19 protein-coding genes are annotated in these 18,674 nt (G+C 75.0%); 10 read left to right on the forward strand and 9 right to left on the reverse strand.

What is annotated here, in order from left to right:
• A complete protein-coding gene (locus tag ACFHW0_RS06065; protein WP_416606158.1) occupies positions 1 to 1,752 on the reverse strand; it encodes a tetratricopeptide repeat protein in 1,752 nt (583 codons plus the stop codon).
• Positions 1,753 to 1,997: 245 nt separating this feature from the next.
• Between ACFHW0_RS06065 and ACFHW0_RS06070 the strand changes: the two genes are divergently transcribed.
• Both ACFHW0_RS06070 and ACFHW0_RS06075 read left to right on the forward strand, forming a co-directional pair.
• Positions 1,998 to 3,029, forward strand: a complete 1,032-nt coding sequence (locus tag ACFHW0_RS06070; protein ID WP_416606160.1) for an SIS domain-containing protein — start codon at positions 1,998 to 2,000, stop codon at positions 3,027 to 3,029.
• A gap of 25 nt (positions 3,030 to 3,054) precedes the next feature.
• Positions 3,055 to 4,653, forward strand: a complete 1,599-nt coding sequence (locus ACFHW0_RS06075) for a histidine kinase N-terminal domain-containing protein (protein WP_416605998.1) — start codon at positions 3,055 to 3,057, stop codon at positions 4,651 to 4,653.
• Between the two features lie 184 nt (positions 4,654 to 4,837).
• Here ACFHW0_RS06075 and ACFHW0_RS06080 read toward each other — a convergent pair whose 3' ends face one another.
• Positions 4,838 to 6,262, reverse strand: coding sequence for a glycosyltransferase family 39 protein (locus ACFHW0_RS06080; protein WP_416606162.1), 1,425 nt, complete (start codon positions 6,260 to 6,262; stop codon positions 4,838 to 4,840).
• Positions 6,263 to 6,755: 493 nt separating this feature from the next.
• Between ACFHW0_RS06080 and ACFHW0_RS06085 the strand changes: the two genes are divergently transcribed.
• The 4 genes from ACFHW0_RS06085 to ACFHW0_RS06100 all read left to right on the forward strand — a co-directional run bounded on the left by ACFHW0_RS06085 (position 6,756) and on the right by ACFHW0_RS06100 (position 10,265).
• Positions 6,756 to 8,471, forward strand: a complete 1,716-nt coding sequence (locus ACFHW0_RS06085) for a nitrite/sulfite reductase (RefSeq protein WP_416605999.1) — start codon at positions 6,756 to 6,758, stop codon at positions 8,469 to 8,471.
• Positions 8,468 to 8,626: an IS1 family transposase gene (locus ACFHW0_RS06090; RefSeq protein ID WP_121399684.1), complete on the forward strand. Its 159-nt coding sequence runs from the start codon at positions 8,468 to 8,470 to the stop codon at positions 8,624 to 8,626. The genes ACFHW0_RS06085 and ACFHW0_RS06090 overlap by 4 nt, the downstream gene beginning before the upstream one ends.
• Positions 8,623 to 9,408: a phosphoadenylyl-sulfate reductase gene (locus tag ACFHW0_RS06095; RefSeq protein WP_416606001.1), complete on the forward strand. Its 786-nt coding sequence runs from the start codon at positions 8,623 to 8,625 to the stop codon at positions 9,406 to 9,408. The genes ACFHW0_RS06090 and ACFHW0_RS06095 overlap by 4 nt, the downstream gene beginning before the upstream one ends.
• Before the next feature lie 95 nt (positions 9,409 to 9,503).
• Positions 9,504 to 10,265, forward strand: a complete 762-nt coding sequence (locus ACFHW0_RS06100) for a sirohydrochlorin chelatase (RefSeq protein ID WP_416606003.1) — start codon at positions 9,504 to 9,506, stop codon at positions 10,263 to 10,265.
• Positions 10,266 to 10,361: 96 nt separating this feature from the next.
• Here ACFHW0_RS06100 and ACFHW0_RS06105 read toward each other — a convergent pair whose 3' ends face one another.
• Positions 10,362 to 10,619, reverse strand: a complete 258-nt coding sequence (locus ACFHW0_RS06105; protein ID WP_007072794.1) for a WhiB family transcriptional regulator — start codon at positions 10,617 to 10,619, stop codon at positions 10,362 to 10,364.
• Between the two features lie 451 nt (positions 10,620 to 11,070).
• Positions 11,071 to 12,021 carry a diacylglycerol/lipid kinase family protein gene (locus ACFHW0_RS06110; protein ID WP_416606004.1) on the reverse strand — a complete coding sequence of 317 codons (951 nt, stop codon included), beginning with the start codon at positions 12,019 to 12,021 and terminating at the stop codon, positions 11,071 to 11,073.
• A 43-nt stretch (positions 12,022 to 12,064) separates the two neighbouring features.
• Between ACFHW0_RS06110 and ACFHW0_RS06115 the strand changes: the two genes are divergently transcribed.
• The gene (locus ACFHW0_RS06115) at positions 12,065 to 12,454 is read left to right on the forward strand and encodes a hypothetical protein (RefSeq protein WP_416606005.1); all 390 of its coding nucleotides are present in this window, start codon (positions 12,065 to 12,067) and stop codon (positions 12,452 to 12,454) included.
• 22 nt (positions 12,455 to 12,476) lie between these two features.
• Here ACFHW0_RS06115 and ACFHW0_RS06120 read toward each other — a convergent pair whose 3' ends face one another.
• Genes ACFHW0_RS06120 through sodN form a run of 3 tightly spaced genes read right to left on the reverse strand, consistent with a single transcriptional unit; the run spans position 12,477 to position 13,888 of the window.
• Positions 12,477 to 12,884 carry an ATP-binding protein gene (locus ACFHW0_RS06120; RefSeq protein WP_121400125.1) on the reverse strand — a complete coding sequence of 136 codons (408 nt, stop codon included), beginning with the start codon at positions 12,882 to 12,884 and terminating at the stop codon, positions 12,477 to 12,479.
• A 24-nt stretch (positions 12,885 to 12,908) separates the two neighbouring features.
• On the reverse strand, positions 12,909 to 13,487 hold the full coding sequence (locus ACFHW0_RS06125; protein ID WP_416606006.1) for a GNAT family N-acetyltransferase: 579 nt from the start codon (positions 13,485 to 13,487) through the stop codon (positions 12,909 to 12,911).
• Positions 13,484 to 13,888, reverse strand: a complete 405-nt coding sequence (sodN, locus tag ACFHW0_RS06130; protein ID WP_091103276.1) for a superoxide dismutase, Ni — start codon at positions 13,886 to 13,888, stop codon at positions 13,484 to 13,486. The genes ACFHW0_RS06125 and sodN overlap by 4 nt, the downstream gene beginning before the upstream one ends.
• Before the next feature lie 86 nt (positions 13,889 to 13,974).
• On the opposite strand from sodN, the gene ACFHW0_RS06135 reads away from it, so the two are divergent.
• From ACFHW0_RS06135 to ACFHW0_RS06145, 3 genes are all read left to right on the forward strand, one after another.
• Positions 13,975 to 14,325 carry a S24 family peptidase gene (locus ACFHW0_RS06135; RefSeq protein WP_416606007.1) on the forward strand — a complete coding sequence of 117 codons (351 nt, stop codon included), beginning with the start codon at positions 13,975 to 13,977 and terminating at the stop codon, positions 14,323 to 14,325.
• Positions 14,326 to 14,465: 140 nt separating this feature from the next.
• Positions 14,466 to 15,641, forward strand: a complete 1,176-nt coding sequence (locus ACFHW0_RS06140; protein WP_416606008.1) for an NAD(P)-dependent malic enzyme — start codon at positions 14,466 to 14,468, stop codon at positions 15,639 to 15,641.
• Between the two features lie 94 nt (positions 15,642 to 15,735).
• Positions 15,736 to 16,698, forward strand: a complete 963-nt coding sequence (locus tag ACFHW0_RS06145) for a zinc-binding dehydrogenase (RefSeq protein ID WP_416606009.1) — start codon at positions 15,736 to 15,738, stop codon at positions 16,696 to 16,698.
• A gap of 159 nt (positions 16,699 to 16,857) precedes the next feature.
• On the opposite strand, the gene ACFHW0_RS06150 is transcribed toward ACFHW0_RS06145, so the two are convergent.
• Both ACFHW0_RS06150 and ACFHW0_RS06155 read right to left on the reverse strand, forming a co-directional pair.
• Positions 16,858 to 17,841, reverse strand: a complete 984-nt coding sequence (locus ACFHW0_RS06150; RefSeq protein WP_416606010.1) for an alpha/beta hydrolase family protein — start codon at positions 17,839 to 17,841, stop codon at positions 16,858 to 16,860.
• Between the two features lie 253 nt (positions 17,842 to 18,094).
• Positions 18,095 to 18,628, reverse strand: a complete 534-nt coding sequence (locus ACFHW0_RS06155; RefSeq protein WP_416606011.1) for a nucleotidyltransferase domain-containing protein — start codon at positions 18,626 to 18,628, stop codon at positions 18,095 to 18,097.
• Positions 18,629 to 18,674 lie beyond the last annotated feature (46 nt).

Consider the following 18,674-nt stretch of genomic DNA (forward strand, 5'->3'; position numbering starts at 1 on the left):
TCACCGGCGCCTGAGGCGCTCCCAGAGGCGACGCAGGCGGGGACGCGGCCGGGGGACCGGGGCGGTGGCCGCCAGCGCGGTGGCCAGGGCCGCCGTCTCCGGGTCCAGGGCCGGGCTCGCCAGGGACAGGTGCGCCAGGGACGGCGCGATCGGCACCGGGCGGGTCCGGGCGACCGCCGCCACGTCGGTCAACCGCTCGCTCACCACCCGGGCCACGTCGGGGCGTACCGCCGGGTCGACCCAGGCGGCGGTGACCAGGGCGAACAGGGCCGCCTCGGTGACCCAGTCCTCGATCCCCCAGACGAGGTCCAGCAGGACCCGGCGCCGGGTCGACTCCGTCCACGGCTCGTCGGTGCGGTGGTGCAGCAGGCCCAGGCACGCCCACACCTGGACGCAGCGCACCCAGAGCGAGGGGTCCTGCCCGAGTACCCGGCCCAGCGCGGTCGGCGGCGCCTCCGGCGGGTGCGCCAGCAGGCCGAGCAGGTCGGCCAGTTCCAGGGTGGCCAGGCCCACCGCCGCGTCGTACGCCGCCGGCGGGTGGGGCCACGCCGGGTGGGCGAGCTGCCGCAGCCGCGCCGCCGCCTCCGCCGAGGGCGCCGGCACGGCGGGCACGACGGTCGTGCCGTCGTGGCGCCAGAGCTGCCGGGCGGTCGCCCGCCGGGGCTCGCGCGGGTCCGGGTCGGGCACGCCGGCCACCTCGATGCGCAGCCCGGGCGCGGCCGCCGCGGCGGTACGCAGCGCGCTGGGCGGCGCGGGCGAGTCCAGCCGTACGGCGCCGAGGCCGACGCGCTCGTCGGTGACGGCCTGGCGCAGCGCGTCCACCACCGGCCCGGTCGCCGGGGTGACCTGTCCCAGCCAGGGCCGGCCCCGGCAGCTCTCGGCCAGGTCGCCGTGCTCGTGCGTGTCGTCGGGATGGTCCCGGACGAAGTCGGCGAGCGCGACCAGGTGCGCCACGTCGCCGTCGCGCTGGTGCCGCAGCCGGTGTGCGGTGTGCACGGCGCACTCGAAGGAGGGGTCCCGGGCCAGCGCCCGGTCTATCCAGTCGAGCGCCTCGTCGAGCCGGCCGTTGTCGGCGAGCGTGCCGGCGATGTCGGCGTAGACGGTGAGGTCGTCGGGGTCGTGCGCGACGGCGCGACCGAGTGCCGCCAGCGCCTCCCGGGTGCGCCCGGCGCTGCGGTACGCGTACCCGAGCCACACCTCGCCGATCTTCGACGGCTCCGCGCGTACGCCCCGGGCGGCCCAGCGGATCGCCAGGTCGACCTCGCCGACCCGCCGGGCCAGCGCGGACGCCGCGCCCAGCAGCAGGCCGTGCTCGGGGTGGACGGTGACCGCGTTGCGGGCCAGCGCCAGGTAGGGGGCGAGGGTGGCCCGGCCGGCCCGGGGCACCGGGTCGGCCACGGCGGCGCAGACCTGCATCAGGATCCGGGCGGCCCGGCCCGGTTCGAGGCGCTCGGCGAGTTCCGGGGTGGTCACCCACGGCACGCCGGCCCAGTCCGTCCCCGGCGCGTGGCCGGTCGCCGCGACCAGCAGGTCCAGCCCTTCGGCGGGCCGGCCGGCGGCGGCGAGCAGGTGCGCGCGGGCCACGACGGCGCCGACGAAGGCGTGGCCCTGGAGCGGGAAGAGGTCGACGCCGCCCGCCCCGTCGGCGGCGGCGAGCCGGGCGAGGGTCTCGTGCACCTCGGGCAGGGTCGGGGCCTGGGCCAGCGCGGCGGCGACGTGACCGGCCGCGTGTGCCAGGTCGCCGTCGTCCATGGCGAGGCGGGCCAGGGCAAGTTCCTCCGCCGCGGACAGCGACCGGTCGTCCTCGGGCACGTCGTCCTCTCGCTGGTCGGTCGGTGGGGCCGGGCAAGCCTAGGTGATGTTGCGCCGAGATGGTGATCATCTGCGCACTACTGCTCGTTCGATTGCTCGGTCCGACTCAAACGTGCAAGACTGAGCAGGAAACGCGCGGCAATCGCGCAGTGGGAGGAGTTTCCGTGACGCGTGCAGGGGCTGGCATGGCGGCCGACATCGACGAGCAGCCGGCGGGCTACGAGCGGCTGCTCTCCGCCGAGCACGCCGGGGCGATCGCCCGGGTGGCGGCGGTCATCGCGGAACGCCGCCCGCGGCACGTGGTCTTCACCGCCCGGGGCACCTCCGACCACGCGGCCCTCTACGGGGCCTACCTGACCGAGATCCGCCTCGGCCTGCCCGCCGGCCTCGCCTCGCCCAGCGTCGTCACCCTCTACGGCGCCCGGCCGGACCTCTCCGACGCGCTGGTCGTCGGCGTCAGCCAGAGCGGCGGCTCGCCCGACCTCGCCGAGGTGCTGCGGACCGCCCGCGCCTCCGGCGCGCTGACCCTCGCGGTCACCAACGCGCCCGACTCCCGGCTGACCGGCGTCGCCGAGCTGAGCGTCGACATCGCCGCCGGGCACGAGCGCGCGGTGGCCGCCACCAAGACCTACACCGCCGAACTGCTCGCCCTGCTGATGCTCGTCGAGGGCGTCCGGGCCGGCGACGGCGCGCTGCCCGCCGACGAACGCGAGGCGCTCGCCGCCCTGCCCGAGCTGGCCGCACGCACCCTGGAAGACCCCACCCCGGGCCAGCTCGCGCCCCGCTACCGGTTCGCCGGCCAGCTCGTCACCACCGGTCGCGGGTACGCGTACCCGACCGCCCGCGAGGCCGCGCTGAAGCTGATGGAGACCTCCTACCTGCCGGCGCTCGCGTTCTCCGGCGCCGACCTGCTGCACGGCCCCCTCGCCATGACCGATCCGGACGTGCCGGTGCTCGCCGTGGTCGGCTCCGGGCCGGGCGGCCGGTCCATGGGCGAAGTGCTGCCCCGCCTCGGCGAGCGCCGCGCCGACGTGGTGGTGGTCGGCTCCGCCGACGTCGAGGGCGCCACCCGGATGGCCGTCCCCGAGGTCGACGAGCGGTACGCGCCGCTGCTGGACATCCTGCCGTTGCAGCGCCTGGCGCTGGCGCTGGCGCTCGCCCGGGGCGAGGACCCGGACGCGCCGCGCGGGCTGAAGAAGGTCACCGCGACGATGTGACGCCCGTCGTGGCACGCTGGTCAGCGTGTCCACGCTGCGCAACCTCGCCGAGGAGCACACCCGCCTCCGTCCGGCCGACATCGACCACCTGCACCGGATCGCCGGCGACTGGCAGTTGCTCTCCGATCTGTCCTTCGCCGACCTGCTGCTCTGGGTGCCCGTGGACGGTGACGGGGCGTTCCTCTGCGTCGCCCAGGTCCGCCCGACGACCGCGCCCACCGCGTACCTGGACGACCAGGTGGGGCGGATGGTCGGCGGGCCCGAGGTGGCGCACCTGGAGGTGGCCCACCGGCAGGGCCGGATCTGGCGGGAGGGCGACCCGGTCTGGTACGGCGACGTGCCGGCCCGGCACGAGGCGATCCCGGTCCGGCTGCGCACCATCGACGGCGAGGCCGGCGAGGTGATCGCCGTGGTGGGGCGGGACACCAACCTCTCCACCGCGCGCACCCCGAGCCAGCTGGAGCTGAACTACCTCACCACCGCCGACGACCTGGCCCAGATGATCGCCGACGGGACCTTTCCGCCGCCGCGGCATCCCGGGGAGACCACGTCGGCCCCGCGCGTCGGCGACGGGCTGGTCCGGCTCGACGCCGGCGGCAAGGTCACCTACGCGAGCCCGAACGCCCAGTCGGCGTACCGGCGATTGGGCTACGCCTCCCACCTGGTGGGCGAGGACCTGGCGGCGCTGCACCGCCGGCTGGCGAGCGACCCGTTGGAGGGCACGGACGCGGCGAACGGCATCCTCGCCGCGCTGCGCGGCGAGGCGCCGCCCCGCCGGGAGATCGACGCGCGCGGCGCGACGATGCTCACCCGGGCGCTGCCGCTGATGCCCGCCGGGGTGCCGATCGGCGCGCTGGTGCTGGTCCGCGACATCACCGAGGTACGCCGCCGCGACCGCGCCCTGATCACCAAGGACGCCACCATTCGGGAGATCCACCACCGGGTGAAGAACAACCTCCAGACCGTCGCGGCCCTGCTGCGGCTCCAGGCCCGCCGGGTGTCCATGCCGGAGGCCCGGGTCGCCCTGGAGGAGTCGGTACGCCGGGTCGCCTCCATCGCGCTGGTGCACGAGACCCTCTCCATGTCCAGCGACGAGGCGGTCGAGTTCGACGGCATCGTCGACCGGGTGGCCAGCGCCGCGACGGAGGTGGCCGCGACGGAGGCCACGGTCGGCATGCGGCGCGAGGGCAGCTTCGGCGTACTTCCCGCCGAGGTCGCCACGTCGCTGGTGATGGTGCTCAACGAGCTGCTGCTCAACGCCGTCGAGCACGGCTTCCCGCCCGAGACCGAGACGTCCGCCGGCCCGACCGGGCCCGCAGCGCCCGCCCCGGGAACGCCGGCCCCGGCCGCGGCCGAGTCACCCGCCCGGCCCGCCCCGGAGGTGGTGTTGTCGGCGCACCGGTTCCGCAAGATGCTGCACGTCTCGGTCACCGACAACGGGCGCGGGCTGCCGCCGGACTTCGACGCCGAGCGGGGCGGCAACCTCGGGCTGCAGATCGTCCGGGCGCTGGTCACCGGCGAGCTGCGCGGCACCATCGAGCTGCGCGACGGCGCGAAGGGCGGCACCGAGGCGACGCTCGTCGTCCCACTGGTGCGCAACGCCCCCGAGGGTCGCCCCGGCTGACCCGAAGCACCGGTGGCGCTGGCGCGCGCTGCTGCCGCGGCCGTCGCCGCTGCCGTCGGGCGCCATGATCAGTTGCTGGGAAACCGGCCTGGGAGCGCCCGCGACACCGGCTCACCGTCGAACGATCGAGCCGGGACGGAGGCTAGGGGAACGCGGGGCGGGGGAGCAGGCCGGGGCGGGTGGGTCAGCGGGTGAGCAGGGCGACGGTCAGTCCCGGGCGCGGCCAGACCCGTACGACGGTGTAGTCGGCGCGCAGCGCGTCGCCCTTGGGGCCGGCGACGGCGGCCAGCGGATCGTCGCGGCGACCGGCCACGACCAGCCAGACCCGCTCCGCGCCGGCCAGGCACCCGGCCGGGTGGGCGCATTCGGCGGCCCACAGGTCGCCCCGGCGGGCCTGGTCCTCCGTCACCAGCACGTCGCGGGGCCGACGGTCGCCCAGGTGGTACGCGAGACCCAGGTCGAGGAAGAGCCAGCTCTGGCGGGGGGAGTAGACGACCGCGTCGCCCGGCCGCTGACCGTCGGCGACGATCCGGGCCGCGCCCCGGTAGTCCACCGTCGCGCTGCGGGGCCACTCGTGGGTACGCCGCAGCGCCGCCTGGTCGGGCAGCCCGAGGAGCCCGGCCAGGGCGACGACGGCCAGCGCGGGCGGCAGCGGCACCGTCGCCAGCGCCGCCCCGGCGAGCAGGCAGGCGAAGGGCACCACGAAGACGAGGTACCGGGGCACCCAGAGCGGCACGGCCAGCCCCGCGGCGAAGAGCAGCAGCACGGGCAGCAGCACGGCGAGCCCGGCCAGCAGGGCGCGCCGGCCCAGCCGTGCCGCGCCGAGCGCCGCGAGGCCCACCAGCACCCCGCCCACCACGCCGCTCTGCGCCACCCCGCCCGCGAGCGCGGCCAGGTCGTCGGGACGGGCGGTCGCCACCCAGCCGAGCTGCCGGGAACGCTGTTCCCTGGCGAGCAGCACCAGCGGTGTCAGCAGCAGCACGGTGGGCAGCAGGGCGAGCGCCCAGCGCAGCGGGCGGTTCGGCGGCCCCGTACGGCGGCCGGCGAGCACCGCCACCGCGTGCGCGGCGAGCAGGGTGAGCGCGACCAGGTGGGTGAGCCCGAGCGCGGCCACGGCGGCGGCGTACCCGGCCCAGCGAGTCCACCGGGGCCGGGCCGCCGCCTCGACCAGCAGCAGGGTCGCCAGCACCGCCAGGAAGGTGGCCAGCGCGTACGGGCGGGCTTCCTGGCCGTACCGCGAGGTGCCCGGGAGCACCGCGAGGAGCAGCCCGGCGAGCAGCCCGGCCCGGGCACCGAGCAGGCGCTGCCCGAGGAGCGCGGTCAGCCCGGCCGTGGCGGCCATGGCCAGGGTGGCGGGCAGCCGCAGCGCGGTCACCGAGTCGCCGAAGACGGCCACCCAGGCGTGCATGAACAGGTAGTAGGGGCTGGTGGCGGCGTCGATGGTGCCGGCGAGCCGGACGAGTTCCCCGGGCGACCGGCTCGCCGCGCTCCAGGTGGCCAACTCGTCGCGCCACGGCTGCGCGTGGTCGATCCCGGTCAGCACGACGGCCAGGGTGGCCAGTGTCGGCGCGAGCCAGACCAGCCGGCCCGTGCGGTCGGGCCCGCCCACCGGCTCGCGGACCGGCCGGACGCGGTCGCCGGGCGGGTCAGCGGAACCGGTCACATACCGCAGCGTCACACAGTCCGGCCGTCCGGTGCGCCGATCCACCGATCGGACGCTGCCGTCAGCCGTCGACCGTAACCCCGTGCTTCGGTCATGGGGGTTTCCCCGTTCGGGTGGCGGCGGAGCCTAGCATCGGCGGTCGTCGGGGCATGGCCCGTGATGTGGGATCCCGCACGCAGTCGTTGGCCGGCCCCCATCGGGTGTGGCAGCATGACTCCCATGACCGCCGCTGTCGTCCGCCGCTTCGTGGCCCGTCGCCACGTCGACTACGGCCGCGTGCGCAGCGCGATCTGTCCGGCCCACTGACGACGCCCGACCACTCTGTCTCGGGCGCGCCTCGCGCCGGCTGTTCCGACACCGTTGTCGCCAGCCCGTTCCGACGGGTCGGCCGCGCGCCTTGCGTGTCCCCGAGGCACCGCAGACAACGGAGGACGCCGCCATGGCGGTCAGCAGCATCCCGGCCCGGGCCGGGGACCCGACGTCCCCCCGACCGGCCCGGACCCCCCGCCGGCCACGAGGTGAAGGTCAGTGGGCGCTCGGTCACCGCGAGCCGCTCAACCCCAACGAGCGGATCAAGAAGGACGACGACCCGCTGAACGTACGGGCCCGGATCGAGAACATCTACGCCCGCCACGGGTTCGCCTCGATCGACCCGCAGGACCTCCGGGGCCGGTTCCGCTGGTGGGGCCTCTACACCCAGCGCAAGGCGGGCATCGACGGCGGCCGTACGGCCGTGCTGGAGCCGCACGAGCTGGAGGACGAGTTCTTCATGCTCCGGGTCCGGGTGGACGGGGGCGAGCTGAACCTGGCGCAGCTGCGGGTGGTCGCGGACATCTCCCGCGAGTTCGCCCGGGACACCGCCGACATCACCGACCGGCAGAACATCCAGTACCACTGGATCCGCGTCGAGGACATGCCGGAGATCTGGCGTCGCCTGGAGTCCGTCGGCCTGCAGACCACCGAGGCGTGCGGCGACTGCCCCCGGGTGGTGCTGGGCAGCCCGGTCGCCGGGGTGGCCCGCGACGAGCTGCTCGACCCGACCCCGGCGGTCGACGAGATCGTCCGCCGGTACGTGGGCGACAAGGCGTACTCCAACCTGCCGCGCAAGTTCAAGACCTCCATCTCCTGGCTGGTCGACACCCCGTACGAGGCGAACGACATCTCCTTCCTCGGGGTGGACCACCCGGACCACGGGCCCGGCTTCGACGTCTGGGTCGGCGGCGGCCTGTCCACGAACCCGATGCTGGCCCAGCGCCTCGGCGTCTGGGTGTCGCTGGACGAGGTGCCGGACGTCTGGGCGGGCGTGGTCGGCATCTTCCGCGACTACGGCTACCGCCGGCTGCGCAACCGGGCCCGGCTGAAGTTCCTGGTCGCCGACTGGGGCGTGGAGAAGTTCCGCGAGGTGCTGGAGAAGGAGTACCTGGGCCGGGCGCTGCTCGACGGCCCGGCCCCGCAGCTGCCCGACCGGCCGGTGGACCACATCGGGGTGCACCGGCAGCGCGACGGTCGCCACTACGTGGGCGCCGCCCCGGTGGTGGGCCGGGTCTCCGGCGGGCAGCTCGCCCGCCTGGCCGACGTGGTCGAGGCGCACGGCAGCGGGCGGGTGCGGCTCACCCCGTACCAGAAGCTGCTGGTGCTGGACGTGGCGCCGGAGCGGACCGACTCCCTCGTGCGCGAGCTGCGCGGCATCGGTCTGGAGGCGCAGCCGTCGGCCTGGCGGCGCGGCACGATGGCCTGCACCGGCATCGAGTACTGCAAGCTGGCCATCGTTGAGACCAAGGCGCGTGGCGAGGAACTGGTGGCCCGGCTGGAGGAGCGGCTGCGCGACTTCGACGCCGACATCTCCATCCACCTCAACGGCTGCCCCAACGCCTGCGCCCGCACCCAGGTCGCCGACATCGGCCTCAAGGGCCAGCTGGTGGTCGGCCCGGACGGCCGGCAGGTGGAGGGCTTTCAGGTCCACCTCGGCGGCGGGCTGGGAATGGCCGAGGGGCAGACGGCCGGGTTCGGCCGCAAGCTGCGCGGTCTGAAGACCACCGCCGAGGAGCTTCCGGCGTACGTGGAGCGGCTGGCCCGGCGTTACCTGGCGGGCCGGGAGGCGGGCGAGACGTTCGCCAACTGGGTGATCAGGGTCGACGAGGAGGAACTCCGATGAGCGAAACCCGTTCCGCGCCGCTGTACTGCCCGTACTGCGGCGAGGAGGACCTGCGGCCGAGCGAGGCCGGCCACGGCGCCTGGGAGTGCCACGCGTGCGCCCGGGTGTTCACGGTGAAGTTCACCGGCCTGCTCGGCCGGGCGGTGGCCCGGTGAGCGGGGGCACGGGCGACCGGCCCGGCCTCGTCTCGGCGGCGGGCCTGGGCCTGGTCGGCCTGGGCGCCCCGGCACCGGCCGACGCGGCCCGGCGCGATCCCGACGATCTGCGCGCGCTGGCCGAGCGGGCCGGCCGGGAGCTGGAGGGCGCGCCCGCGCTGGAGATCGCGCGCTGGGCGGCCGAGACCTTCGGCGACCGGTTCTGCGTCACCAGCTCGATGGCCGACGCCGTGCTGGCCCACCTGGTCTCCCGGGTCGCCCCGGGCGTGGACGTGGTCTTCCTCGACACCGGGCTGCACTTCCCGGAGACGCTCCGGGTCCGCGACGAGGTGGCCCGGACGCTGCCGGTGAACGTGCGGTCGATCCGGCCGCGCCTGACCGTGGGCCAGCAGGACGGCCAGTACGGCCCGCGCCTGTTCAACAAGGCTCCGGACGACTGCTGCCAGCTGCGCAAGGTGGAGCCGCTGGAGCGGGCGCTCGCCGGCTACGACGCCTGGGCCGCCGGGCTCCGCCGGGACGAGTCGCCGACCAGGGCGAACACGCCGGTGGTGACCTTCGACGCGCGCCGGGGCAAGGTCAAGGTCAACCCGATCGCGGCCTGGCGGCAGGCCGACGTGGACGCCTACGTCGCCCGCTGGAACGTGCCGGTCAACGAGCTGTTCAAGCAGGGCTACGGCTCGATCGGCTGCTGGCCCTGCACCCGCCGCACGAAGGCGGGGGAGGACCCCCGGGCCGGCCGCTGGGCCATGTTCGAGAAGACCGAGTGCGGACTGCACGTCTGACCGGGCCGGTCCCGGGCTCTCCCGCGCCGGGGGCGCCCGGGCCGCCGGGGCCGGTCGGGCTGTCGCGACGGCCCGGGTCGCCGCGGGCGCCCGGGTTGGCGGGCGTGGCCGACCCGGTGGTCCTGGTCGCCCACGGCAGCCGGGACCCGAGGGCCGCCGAGGCGACCCGGGCGCTGGCCCGGGCCGTGTCGGCCGCCCGGCCGGGCACGCCGGTGCTGGCGAGCTGGCTGGACCACACCGAGCCGGGACCGGCGACCGTGCTGCGGAACCTGGCCGCCGCCGGGCATCCGCGGGCCGTGCTGGTGCCGCTGCTGCTCACCGCGGCGTACCACCGGCGGGTGGACGTCCCGGCGGCGGTCGCGGCCGCCCGGCAGGCGGGGCCACCGATCGCGGTACGGGTGACCGACGTGCTCGGCCCGGCCGACGGGGAGGTGGACGCCGGTCTGCTGGCGGGTCTGCGCCGGCGGCTGGGTGAGGCGGAGCCGGGGCGCTTCGACGGGCTGGTGCTGGCCGCGGCGGGCACCAGGGACGCCCGGGCGCGCGGGTCGGTGGGCCGGGTGGCCGCCGCGCTGCGCGCCGATCTCGGCGTGCCCACCCGCGTGTCGTACGCCTCGGCGGCGCCGCCGGCCGTCGCGGCGGCGGTGGCGCGGCTGCGGGCCCGGGGCGCCGGACGGGTGGCGGTGTCGGCGTACTTCCTGGCTCCGGGCCTGTTCCACGACGCCGTCGCCACGGCCGCCCGGGGCGCCGGTGCGGTGGCGGTGTCCGCCCCGTTGACCGACGCGCCGGAGCTGGCCGATCTGGTCCTGCGGCGCGTGGACGCCGCGAGCCGGGTGGCCGGGCTCACGGCCGGCCCATGATCGGAAGTCGGCTCCGGCGGGTACACAGACGGCGTGTGGGCAGCAGTACGCCCCGGCGGGCGTACCCGGCCGGGGCGTATCGCTGGTGCGTGGGGATCAGGCGGAGTGAGCGCGCAGCACCCGGAGGCCACCGCGGCGCTTGACAGCCCGCCGTTCCTCCTCGCTCATCCCGCCCCAGACGCCGGCGTCCTGACCGGACTCCAGCGCCCACTGCAGGCACTGGTCGGTCACGGAGCAGCGCCGGCAGACGGCCTTGGCCTGCTCGACCTGCAGGAGAGCCGGCCCGGACGTCCCGATCGGGAAGAACAGCTCCGGGTCCTCGTCGCGGCAGACAGCATGGTGACGCCAGTCCATGGCGGCAACACTCCTCATTCTGGGTGGGTGGCAGATATTGCTTCTGTTGCTTTTCCTATATGCATCCGCAGCGCCGAATGGTGACGGTTCGCGTACGCCTATTCGGCAGTGCGTGAGCAGGCTGTGTCGGCCCCGCGGACCTGCTGGAACAGCTCAACCTGACGAGCATATCCAGGCAATGTCCCGGTAACTCAAGTTCGCTTGTGAATACTTTCACGAACGCCCGGGATGTCAAGGGTGACGCTCGGAAAAACTCCGGGCGGTGAGCAAGCCCACAACCCCTTTGTCCGGATTCCAGCGCCTTCCTGGTTACCCGGCGTACCACTGTCGAGGATCAATATAGTACAGTCCGCGTGACATTGCTGACATTTCCGGCACCTGTCCCTCGGTGTGGCGGCCGTCGCATCGGTCCGGTGTCGCGACCGCGTCGACCTAGGGCAGTACCCGAGACCTAGCAGATTACTCTCAGTGCGGCGGGAATGGATGTGAATCTGACTTTCTCCCGCTCGCCAAGGTAGTCACCGTCGAGCTGGAACGCTTGCGGACGGGCCGAGACCAGGGTGAACTCCGCGACATCGTGCAGCCGCAGCACCTGTCGGCCGTGCGGATCCGGCGTCCGGGAGAAGAACTGCGTCACTGTGCGTGTCGTGCTGGCCACCCGGAGCTGCCGCAGGGCGAGCACGTCCAGGCCCAGATCGAACGACGCCTCGGGGTTCGGGTTGACCTCGCGATCGCCCAGGTATGTCCACGGCGCGGTGTTCTGGATGATGACCGTCGCCAACTCGCCCTCCGCCAGCTCGCCCGGGCGCTCCAGGCTGATCGCCGGATGGCGGCGGTCGGAGTTGAGGAAGTACTGGGCCACGGTGGACCGGAAGTAGAGGGTGGGGGTCGAGACCCGGCCCCGCCGGCGGGCCTGCTCGACCCGGTGGATGACCGCCGCGTCGACGCCGAAGCCCGCGCAGAAGGTGAAGTAGCGGTCGTCGGCCCGGCCGAGCCCGATCGTCCGGTGCCGGCCCAGCCGCAGGCCCTCCAGGATCATGCTGGTCCCGTCCGGCCAGTCCCGGGGCAGGCCCAGCGCCCGCGCGAAGACGTTCGTCGAGCCTCCCGGCACGGTCGCGAGGGCGGGCAGCCGCTCGGCCGGCGTGGCGCCGTCGGGCAAGGTCGGCGGCTGCGCCGTCATCAACCCGTTCACGACCTCGTTCACCGTGCCGTCGCCACCCAACGTGACGACGACGTCGACGCCCTCCTCGGCCGCCTCGCGCGCCAGGTCGGTCGCGTGCCCCCGCCGCCGGGTGTAGCGCACGGAGAGGTCGACTTCGCTGCGCAGTGCCCGGACCAGGACGTCCCGGCTGCGCTCGCTGGTGGTGGTGGCCTTCGGATTGACCACCAGGACGGCCCGCATGGGCGGCACTGTACCGCGCGCCACCACGGGTATCGTGGCGCGCGTGACCATCGACTCCGACCCGATCCCCGTCACCCTCCGCTGGGCGGTCCGGTTGCTGCGGGCCGAGGCGGTCGCCGTGGGACTGGTCGCCGCGTGGCTGCTCTGGGCCGATCTCACCGCCACCACCACCGACCTCACGTCGGCGTTGCTGGTGACCGCGTTCGCCATCGGCGCGGCGGCGGCCCTCTGGGCGCTGGGCGGCGCGCTGACGCGCCGGAAGGCGGGAGCCCGGGCCCCGGCGATCGTGCTTCAGCTGATGCTGCTGCCGATCGGCTGGTTCATGGTCCAGGGCGGGATGGCGTGGCTCGGCGTACCGCTGGTGGCGCTCGGCCTCGGCACGACCGCTCTGCTGGTCAGCACCCCCACCACCCGGGCCCTCGGCTTCGAGTGACCCCGCCGGGCCGCGCGGGCGGTCAGTAGCCGGAGGCGCGGCGGGTGAGCAGCGAGATGGTCGCCCGGCCGTCGGCGGCCGTCGCGGCCGCCGAGGTGGTCAGCGCGGTGAGCACCTTCCAGGCGAAGGACGACTCGGCGGGGAGCGTGGCGCCGCGGACGGTCGGCACGGTCACCTCCACGGTGAGCGCGTCGTCCGTGACCGCGAAGCGGCAGTCGAGCTCCGCGTCGCGGGTGGCGATGGCGAGCAGCATCGCGCACGCCTCGTCGACGGCGATGCGCAGGTCCTCGATCTCGTCGAGGGCGAACTGCAGTCGCGCCGCGAGCCCCGCGGTGGCGGTACGTAGCACCCCGAGGTAGCCCCCGTCCGCGGGCACGGTGAGGTGCACGACGTCGTCGTCGGTCGTCGGCTGCCCGGTCAGTTGAGTCACCACTCATCCCCCCGGTCGGGGACTCTACCCGCTCGGTCGCCCGGACGTGTGGGGACCGCCACGTCCCTGTGCGGCGAGGGCGGTCAGGGCGTCCCCGCTGAGCCGGTAGGGGACCCACTCCTTCATCGGCTGCGCGCCGATCGAGGCGTAGAAGCTGGCGGCCGGGTTCCAGTCGATCATCCACCACTCCAGCCGCTGGTAGCCCCGCTCCACGCAGATCGCGGCCAGGGCGGCCAGCAGCGAACGCCCCGCCCCGGTGCCGCGCGCGGCCGGGCGGACGTAGAGATCCTCCAGGTAGATGCCGTGCACGCCGGCCCAGGTGGAGAAGTTGAGGAACCAGAGCGCGAACCCGATCGGCTGGTCCCGGCCGTCCACCGCCACGTGGCCGTGCAGCGCCGGGCCACGGCTGCTCCGGCCCGGCGCGTCCGTCGCCGCGCCGCGACCTGGGGCGGTCGCGAACAGGGCGGCGGTGAGCTGCTCCTCGGTGAGGTGGCACTGGTCGGCGGCGCGTTCGTACTCCGCCAGCTCGTGCACCATGGCGACGACGGCCGGCACGTCCTCGGGACGTGCCGGCCGGATCGTCGGCGGACCGGTGAGGGTCACGCCTTCTTGGTCTCCCAGAAGATCTTGGAGATCTCGTCGATCTTCTGGAGCAGCTCGTCGGCCTTGGACGGGTCGGTGCCGCCCTTCGCGCCGGCGGCGCCGGCCAGCTTGGTGGCCTCGTTGAACAACTGGTGCAGGTGCGGGTACTTCTCGAAGTGGGCCGGCTTGAAGTAGTCGGTCCACAGCACCCACAGGTGGTGCTTCACCAGGTCGGCGCGCTGCTCCTTGATCAGGATGGCGCGGGTGCGGAACTCGGGGTCGGTGTTGGCCTGGTACTTCTCGCAGATCGCCTTCACCGACTCGGCCTCGATCCGGGCCTGGGCCGGGTCGTAGACGCCGCAGGGCAGGTCGCAGTGGGCGCTGGCGGTAACGCGGGGCGTAAGGATGCGCGGAAGTCGCATCAGGATCCTCCATGGGAAGTTTGCGATGATCCAAGACGACATTACTCCTGGACGCGCTCCGGGGAGGTCGGGTGGAGGGGAAACCGATGGGGACCGATTACCCGGCGGTGGGCTCCCGGTTGCGGTGGCCGCTGACCGCCGTACTGGTGACCGGTCCGTCCATGTCGCCCACGCTGCGGCACGGCGACGCGGTGCTGGTCCGCCCCGGAAGCCGGGCGGTTCGCCCCGGCGACGTCGTGGTCGCGGTCTTCCGCAGCCGCCCCGACCTGCTCGTGGTCAAGCGCGCGGTGCGCGCCCAGGACGGCGGCTGGTGGCTGCGCGGCGACAACGACCTGGTCACCGACGATTCCCGGGCGTACGGGGTGGCCGACGTACGGGGCCGCGTGGTGGCCCGCTACTGGCCCCGGCCCGCGCGGGTGCGCCCGCATCGGATATGACCCCGCTCACACCGGTGTGACGGTGGCGACACTATGCTCCACACGTGCCCGGGTGACCCCCGCACCGCGTGCCGCCGCTCGGCGCCTCACCTCGCGTCCGCGCCGGCCGCCCCGTCTGCTCGACAGATCCTGGAGTCACCATGTCATCGTCCACCGTGGACCCCGCTGATCCCGTCTTCCGGCTGCACCGGGGCGGCAAGATGGCCGTCGCCTCGACCGTCCCGCTGACCAGCCGCGAGGACCTCTCCCTCGCGTACACCCCGGGCGTGGCCCGGGTCTGTGAGGCGATCGCCGCCGACCCGAGGCTCGCCGACGACTACACCTGGGCGTCGCACACCGTCGCGGTCGTCACCGACGGCTCGGCCGTACTCGGGCTCGGCAACATCGGTCCGCGCGCGGCGCTGCCGGTGATGGAGGGCAAGGCGGTGCTGTTCAAGCAGTTCGCCGGGGTCGACGCGGTGCCGGTCTGCCTGGACACCCAGGACGTCGACGAGATCGTGGCCGTGGTGCGCGCGCTGGCCCCGTCGTTCGGCGGGATCAACCTGGAGGACATCAGCGCCCCGCGCTGCTTCGAGGTGGAGCGCCGCCTCGACGAGGCCCTGGACATCCCGGTCTTCCACGACGACCAGCACGGCACCGCGATCGTCGTGCTCGCCGCCCTGCGCAACGCCGCCAGGCTGCTCGACCGCAAGCTCGGCGACCTGCGGGTGACGGTCAGCGGCGCCGGCGCGGCGGGGGTCGCGGTCACGAAGATGCTGATCGCCGGCGGCGTGAACCCCGACCAGGTGGTGGTCTGCGACTCCAAGGGGATCATCGGCCGGCACCGCACCGAACTGACCGGCACCAAGGCCGAACTGGCGGCGAGCACCAACGCCGGCGGTCGCGAGGGCGACGTCACCGAGGCGCTGCGCGACGCGGACGTGCTGATCGGCGTCTCGGGCGGGCAGATCCCGGAGGCGGCGGTCGCCGGCATGGCCCCCGGCGGCATCGTCTTCGCGCTGGCCAACCCGACGCCCGAGGTGCACCCGGAGGTGGCCGCCCGGCACGTGGCGGTCGTCGCCACCGGCCGCAGCGACTACCCCAACCAGATCAACAACGTGCTGGCCTTCCCGGGCGTGTTCCGGGGCGCGCTGGACGCCCGCGCCACCCGGATCACCGAGGGGATGAAGGTCGCCGCCGCCGACGCCATCGCCGGCGTGGTGGCCGAGTCGCTCACCGCCGAGGCGATCGTCCCGTCCCCGCTCGACCCCCGGGTCGCCCCCGCGGTCGCCGAGGCGGTCGCCGAGGCCGCCCGCCGCGACGGCGTCACCCGCTGACGGTGTGAGAAGGGCCCTTCCCCCGCCGCCCGGCGGCGGGAAAGGGCCCTTCCTCGCGTCGGTGCCCTTCTTGTCGAGGGCCCGGCTTGTTACCGTGCCGATCATGCGTGCCGCCTTCGTCTCCCGCTTCGACGACGCCAACCCGCTCGCCGCGCTCGCCGTCGGCGAGCAGCCCGAGCCGACCCACCCGGCCGACGACTGGGTGACCGTGCAGGTGCGGGCCAGCTCCCTCAACCACCACGACCTCTGGTCCCTGCGGGGGGTGGGGCTGCGCGCCGAGCAGCTCCCCATGATCCTCGGCTGCGACGCGGTCGGGGTGGACCCGGACGGCAACGAGGTCGTCGTCTACCCGGTGATCCCGACCCCCGGCGACCCGCGCGGCGTCTCCATCCTCTCGGAGCACTTCCCCGGCACGCTGGCCGAGCGGGTCGCCGTACCCCGGTCGAACCTGCTGGCCCTGCCGGCGGGCCTGGCGGCGGCGGACGCGGCCTGCCTGCCGACCGCCTGGCTGACCGCCTGGCGGATGCTGACCACCGTGGGCCGCGTCGACGACGCGGACGCCGTGCTGGTGCAGGGCGCCGGCGGGGGCGTGGCCACCGCGGCCGTCGCGCTCGCCGCCGCGATGGGCAAGCGGGTGTACGCGACCAGCCGCGACGCCGCCAAGCGGGAGCGGATCGCCGAGCTGGGCGCGACCGCCGTCGAGCCCGGCGCCCGGCTGCCGGAGCGGGTCGACGTGGTCGTCGAGACGGTCGGCGCGGCCACCTTCGACCACTCGCTGAAGTCCGCCGCGCCGAGGGCCCGGATCGTGGTCTCCGGCGCCACCGCCGGGCACGAGCCGAAGGTCAACCTGCGCCGGGTCTTCGCCATGCAGCTGGAGATCCTGGGCACCTCGATGGGCACCCCCGACGAGCTGGCCGCGCTGCTCGCGTTCTGCGCCGAGCGCGGCGTGCGCCCGGTGGTGGACACCGTGGTCCCGTTCAGCGAGGTCGCCGACGCCTTCGCCCGCCTGCACTCCGGCGACGTCTTCGGCAAGGTCGTCGTCGACCACACCGCCTGACCGGTGGAGCGGCCGGCCGCCCGGGCCGGGTGTCGTCGTGCCCGGGTGGTTGTCGGGCTTCGAGGGCCGGTGCCCGGGTGGTGGTCGCGCTTCGAGTGTCGACGCCTGGGTGGTCGTCGCCCGGGTGGCCGGCGTGCGCGGGTGTCCCCTCCGCCGGGGTCAGAGGCGGTTGTCGAGGGTGGCGATGTCGTCGCGGGCGGCGTCGGTGGGGATGCGGCCCTTGGCGGCCTGGTCGCCGTAGAGCGACCAGCGCAGGAACTCGACCGTGGTGTCCGAGACCACCCGCAGCGCGGCGCCGTCGCTGAGCAGCGCCCGGCCGTGGTCGCCCTTCGGCAGGCTCAGCATCGCCTTCGGCCAGGGCACCCTGTCGTAGGCGGCCCTGCCGGCGGCGTACTCGACCACCTCGTCGGCCTCGCCGTGCACGAAGAGCTGCGGTGCGGCGGCGCCCGCGAAGGCGGTACCGACGCCGAGCGCCGTGCCGGCGAAGACGACCCCGGCGTCCAGCCGCTCGTCCCGGCCGGCGGTGAACAGGCCGATGGTGGTCACCCCGCCGGCCGAGTGCCCGGCCGCCGCCACCCGGTCCGTGGCCAGCCGGCCGCGCAGCGGGTCGCCGGCGCGGGCGTCGAGGGCGAGCACCTGGGTCAGCACGTACGACACGTCGGCCGGCTGGTTGAGCACGTCGAGCACGTTGCCGTCGCCACCACGGGCGGTGTGCGGGAAGGTCGGCGCGGCCACCACGAACCCGGCCGCCGTCCAGCGGGTGAGCAGCGTCTCGTAGTCGGCCGGCCGCCCGTTCAACCCGTGGCTGAACATCACGACGGGGAACCTGCCCGTGGCGGCGTCCGCCGACCGCTCCGGCTGCCCACCGGGCTTCCCGGCCGCCGGGTACCAGAGGGTCACCGGCAGCGGTCGCTTTCCGTCGCGGTTCAGCTTCAGCTGGCGTACGCCGACGGCGAAGGCATTGTCGGGCGCGGTGCCGGCGGGCACCCGCGGGGTGGGGGCGGCCGCCTGCGCGGGCGGTGCCGGGACCGTCACCTGCGGAGCAGCCGCCTGCGGGGCCGGCCCGGCGTCGTCGGAGCAGCCGACCAGACCGGCGGTGAGCAGTGCGGAGGCGAACAGGGCGGGGGTGACACGACGCGGCATGAGACCGATTGTGCCTCGCGACTCGCCCCCGCCCACCGGGGATCGACGCGTGCGCTCCCGGGGCGCCCGTCCGCCCCCTTCCTGCCTCGCCGCTCCGGGTGCCGTGCGCGCCGGTCTGCGCCTCGGGCGGCAGCCGGCCTGCGCTTCGGCGGCGTCGGCCTGCGCCTCGGGCTGTGCGTCGGGCTGTGCCTCATGATCCATTGATGCCGGCCCGGGCGGGACGCGGCCGGGAGCCCGGCGGAGCGCCAACCGATCATGGGCGCGGCTCGGGGGCGACGCGGGCGCGGAGGCGGGCGAGGTCGGCGGCGTCCTTCGCCCGCCGGGGCCGGTCCGGCATCCAGACGGGGAACATCTCCTTGAACTCGATCTGGGCGGCCACGGAAATCATCGGGACGGTCAGCGCGCCGATGCGACCGGGCGGGCCGGCCAGCATCCCGTCCGGCAGCGCCGTGCCCGCCCAGGGCCCGGCACCCACCACCACCTGCCCCGTCGCGTCCCGCGCCAGGTACGCGACGCTCATCTCGACGTCCTCGCGGACGAGGTCGAGCTGCACGTCCGGGGGCATCCCGGGGTCGGGTCGCCAGCCGTGCCCGCGCAGCAGACCGCCCAGCCGGTCGGCGTCGGCGCGCCAGCAGTACCAGTCGACGTCGACGTGCGGCCTGGTGATCTCACCCAGGTGGAAGTCCATCGCCCAGCCGCCCCGGAGCCACACCTCGATGCCGGCCGCCGACGCCAGCCCGGCCAGCTCCGTGATGCCGTCCAGTTGCCGCCCCGCGAGATCGTCCACGGCGGCACCGTAGCCGGATGGTCCCTCCCCGCGCACGCGCCTTTGC

The sequence above is a fragment of the Micromonospora sp. LOL_025 genome (genome assembly GCF_048060285.1).
GTDB lineage: Bacteria > Actinomycetota > Actinomycetes > Mycobacteriales > Micromonosporaceae > Micromonospora.

Coding starts and splice junctions, on each gene's coding strand:
- ACFHW0_RS06150 (WP_416606010.1), bottom strand. CDS start 17,841: ATGCCGCGTCGTGTCACCCCCGCCCTGTTCGCCTCCGCACTGCTCACC.
- ACFHW0_RS06090 (WP_121399684.1), top strand. CDS start 8,468: ATGAGCGAAACCCGTTCCGCGCCGCTGTACTGCCCGTACTGCGGCGAG.
- ACFHW0_RS06140 (WP_416606008.1), top strand. CDS start 14,466: ATGTCATCGTCCACCGTGGACCCCGCTGATCCCGTCTTCCGGCTGCAC.
- ACFHW0_RS06070 (WP_416606160.1), top strand. CDS start 1,998: ATGGCGGCCGACATCGACGAGCAGCCGGCGGGCTACGAGCGGCTGCTC.
- ACFHW0_RS06085 (WP_416605999.1), top strand. CDS start 6,756: ATGGCGGTCAGCAGCATCCCGGCCCGGGCCGGGGACCCGACGTCCCCC.
- ACFHW0_RS06135 (WP_416606007.1), top strand. CDS start 13,975: ATGGGGACCGATTACCCGGCGGTGGGCTCCCGGTTGCGGTGGCCGCTG.
- ACFHW0_RS06065 (WP_416606158.1), bottom strand. CDS start 1,752: ATGGACGACGGCGACCTGGCACACGCGGCCGGTCACGTCGCCGCCGCG.
- ACFHW0_RS06105 (WP_007072794.1), bottom strand. CDS start 10,619: ATGGACTGGCGTCACCATGCTGTCTGCCGCGACGAGGACCCGGAGCTG.
- ACFHW0_RS06110 (WP_416606004.1), bottom strand. CDS start 12,021: ATGCGGGCCGTCCTGGTGGTCAATCCGAAGGCCACCACCACCAGCGAG.
- sodN (WP_091103276.1), bottom strand. CDS start 13,888: ATGCGACTTCCGCGCATCCTTACGCCCCGCGTTACCGCCAGCGCCCAC.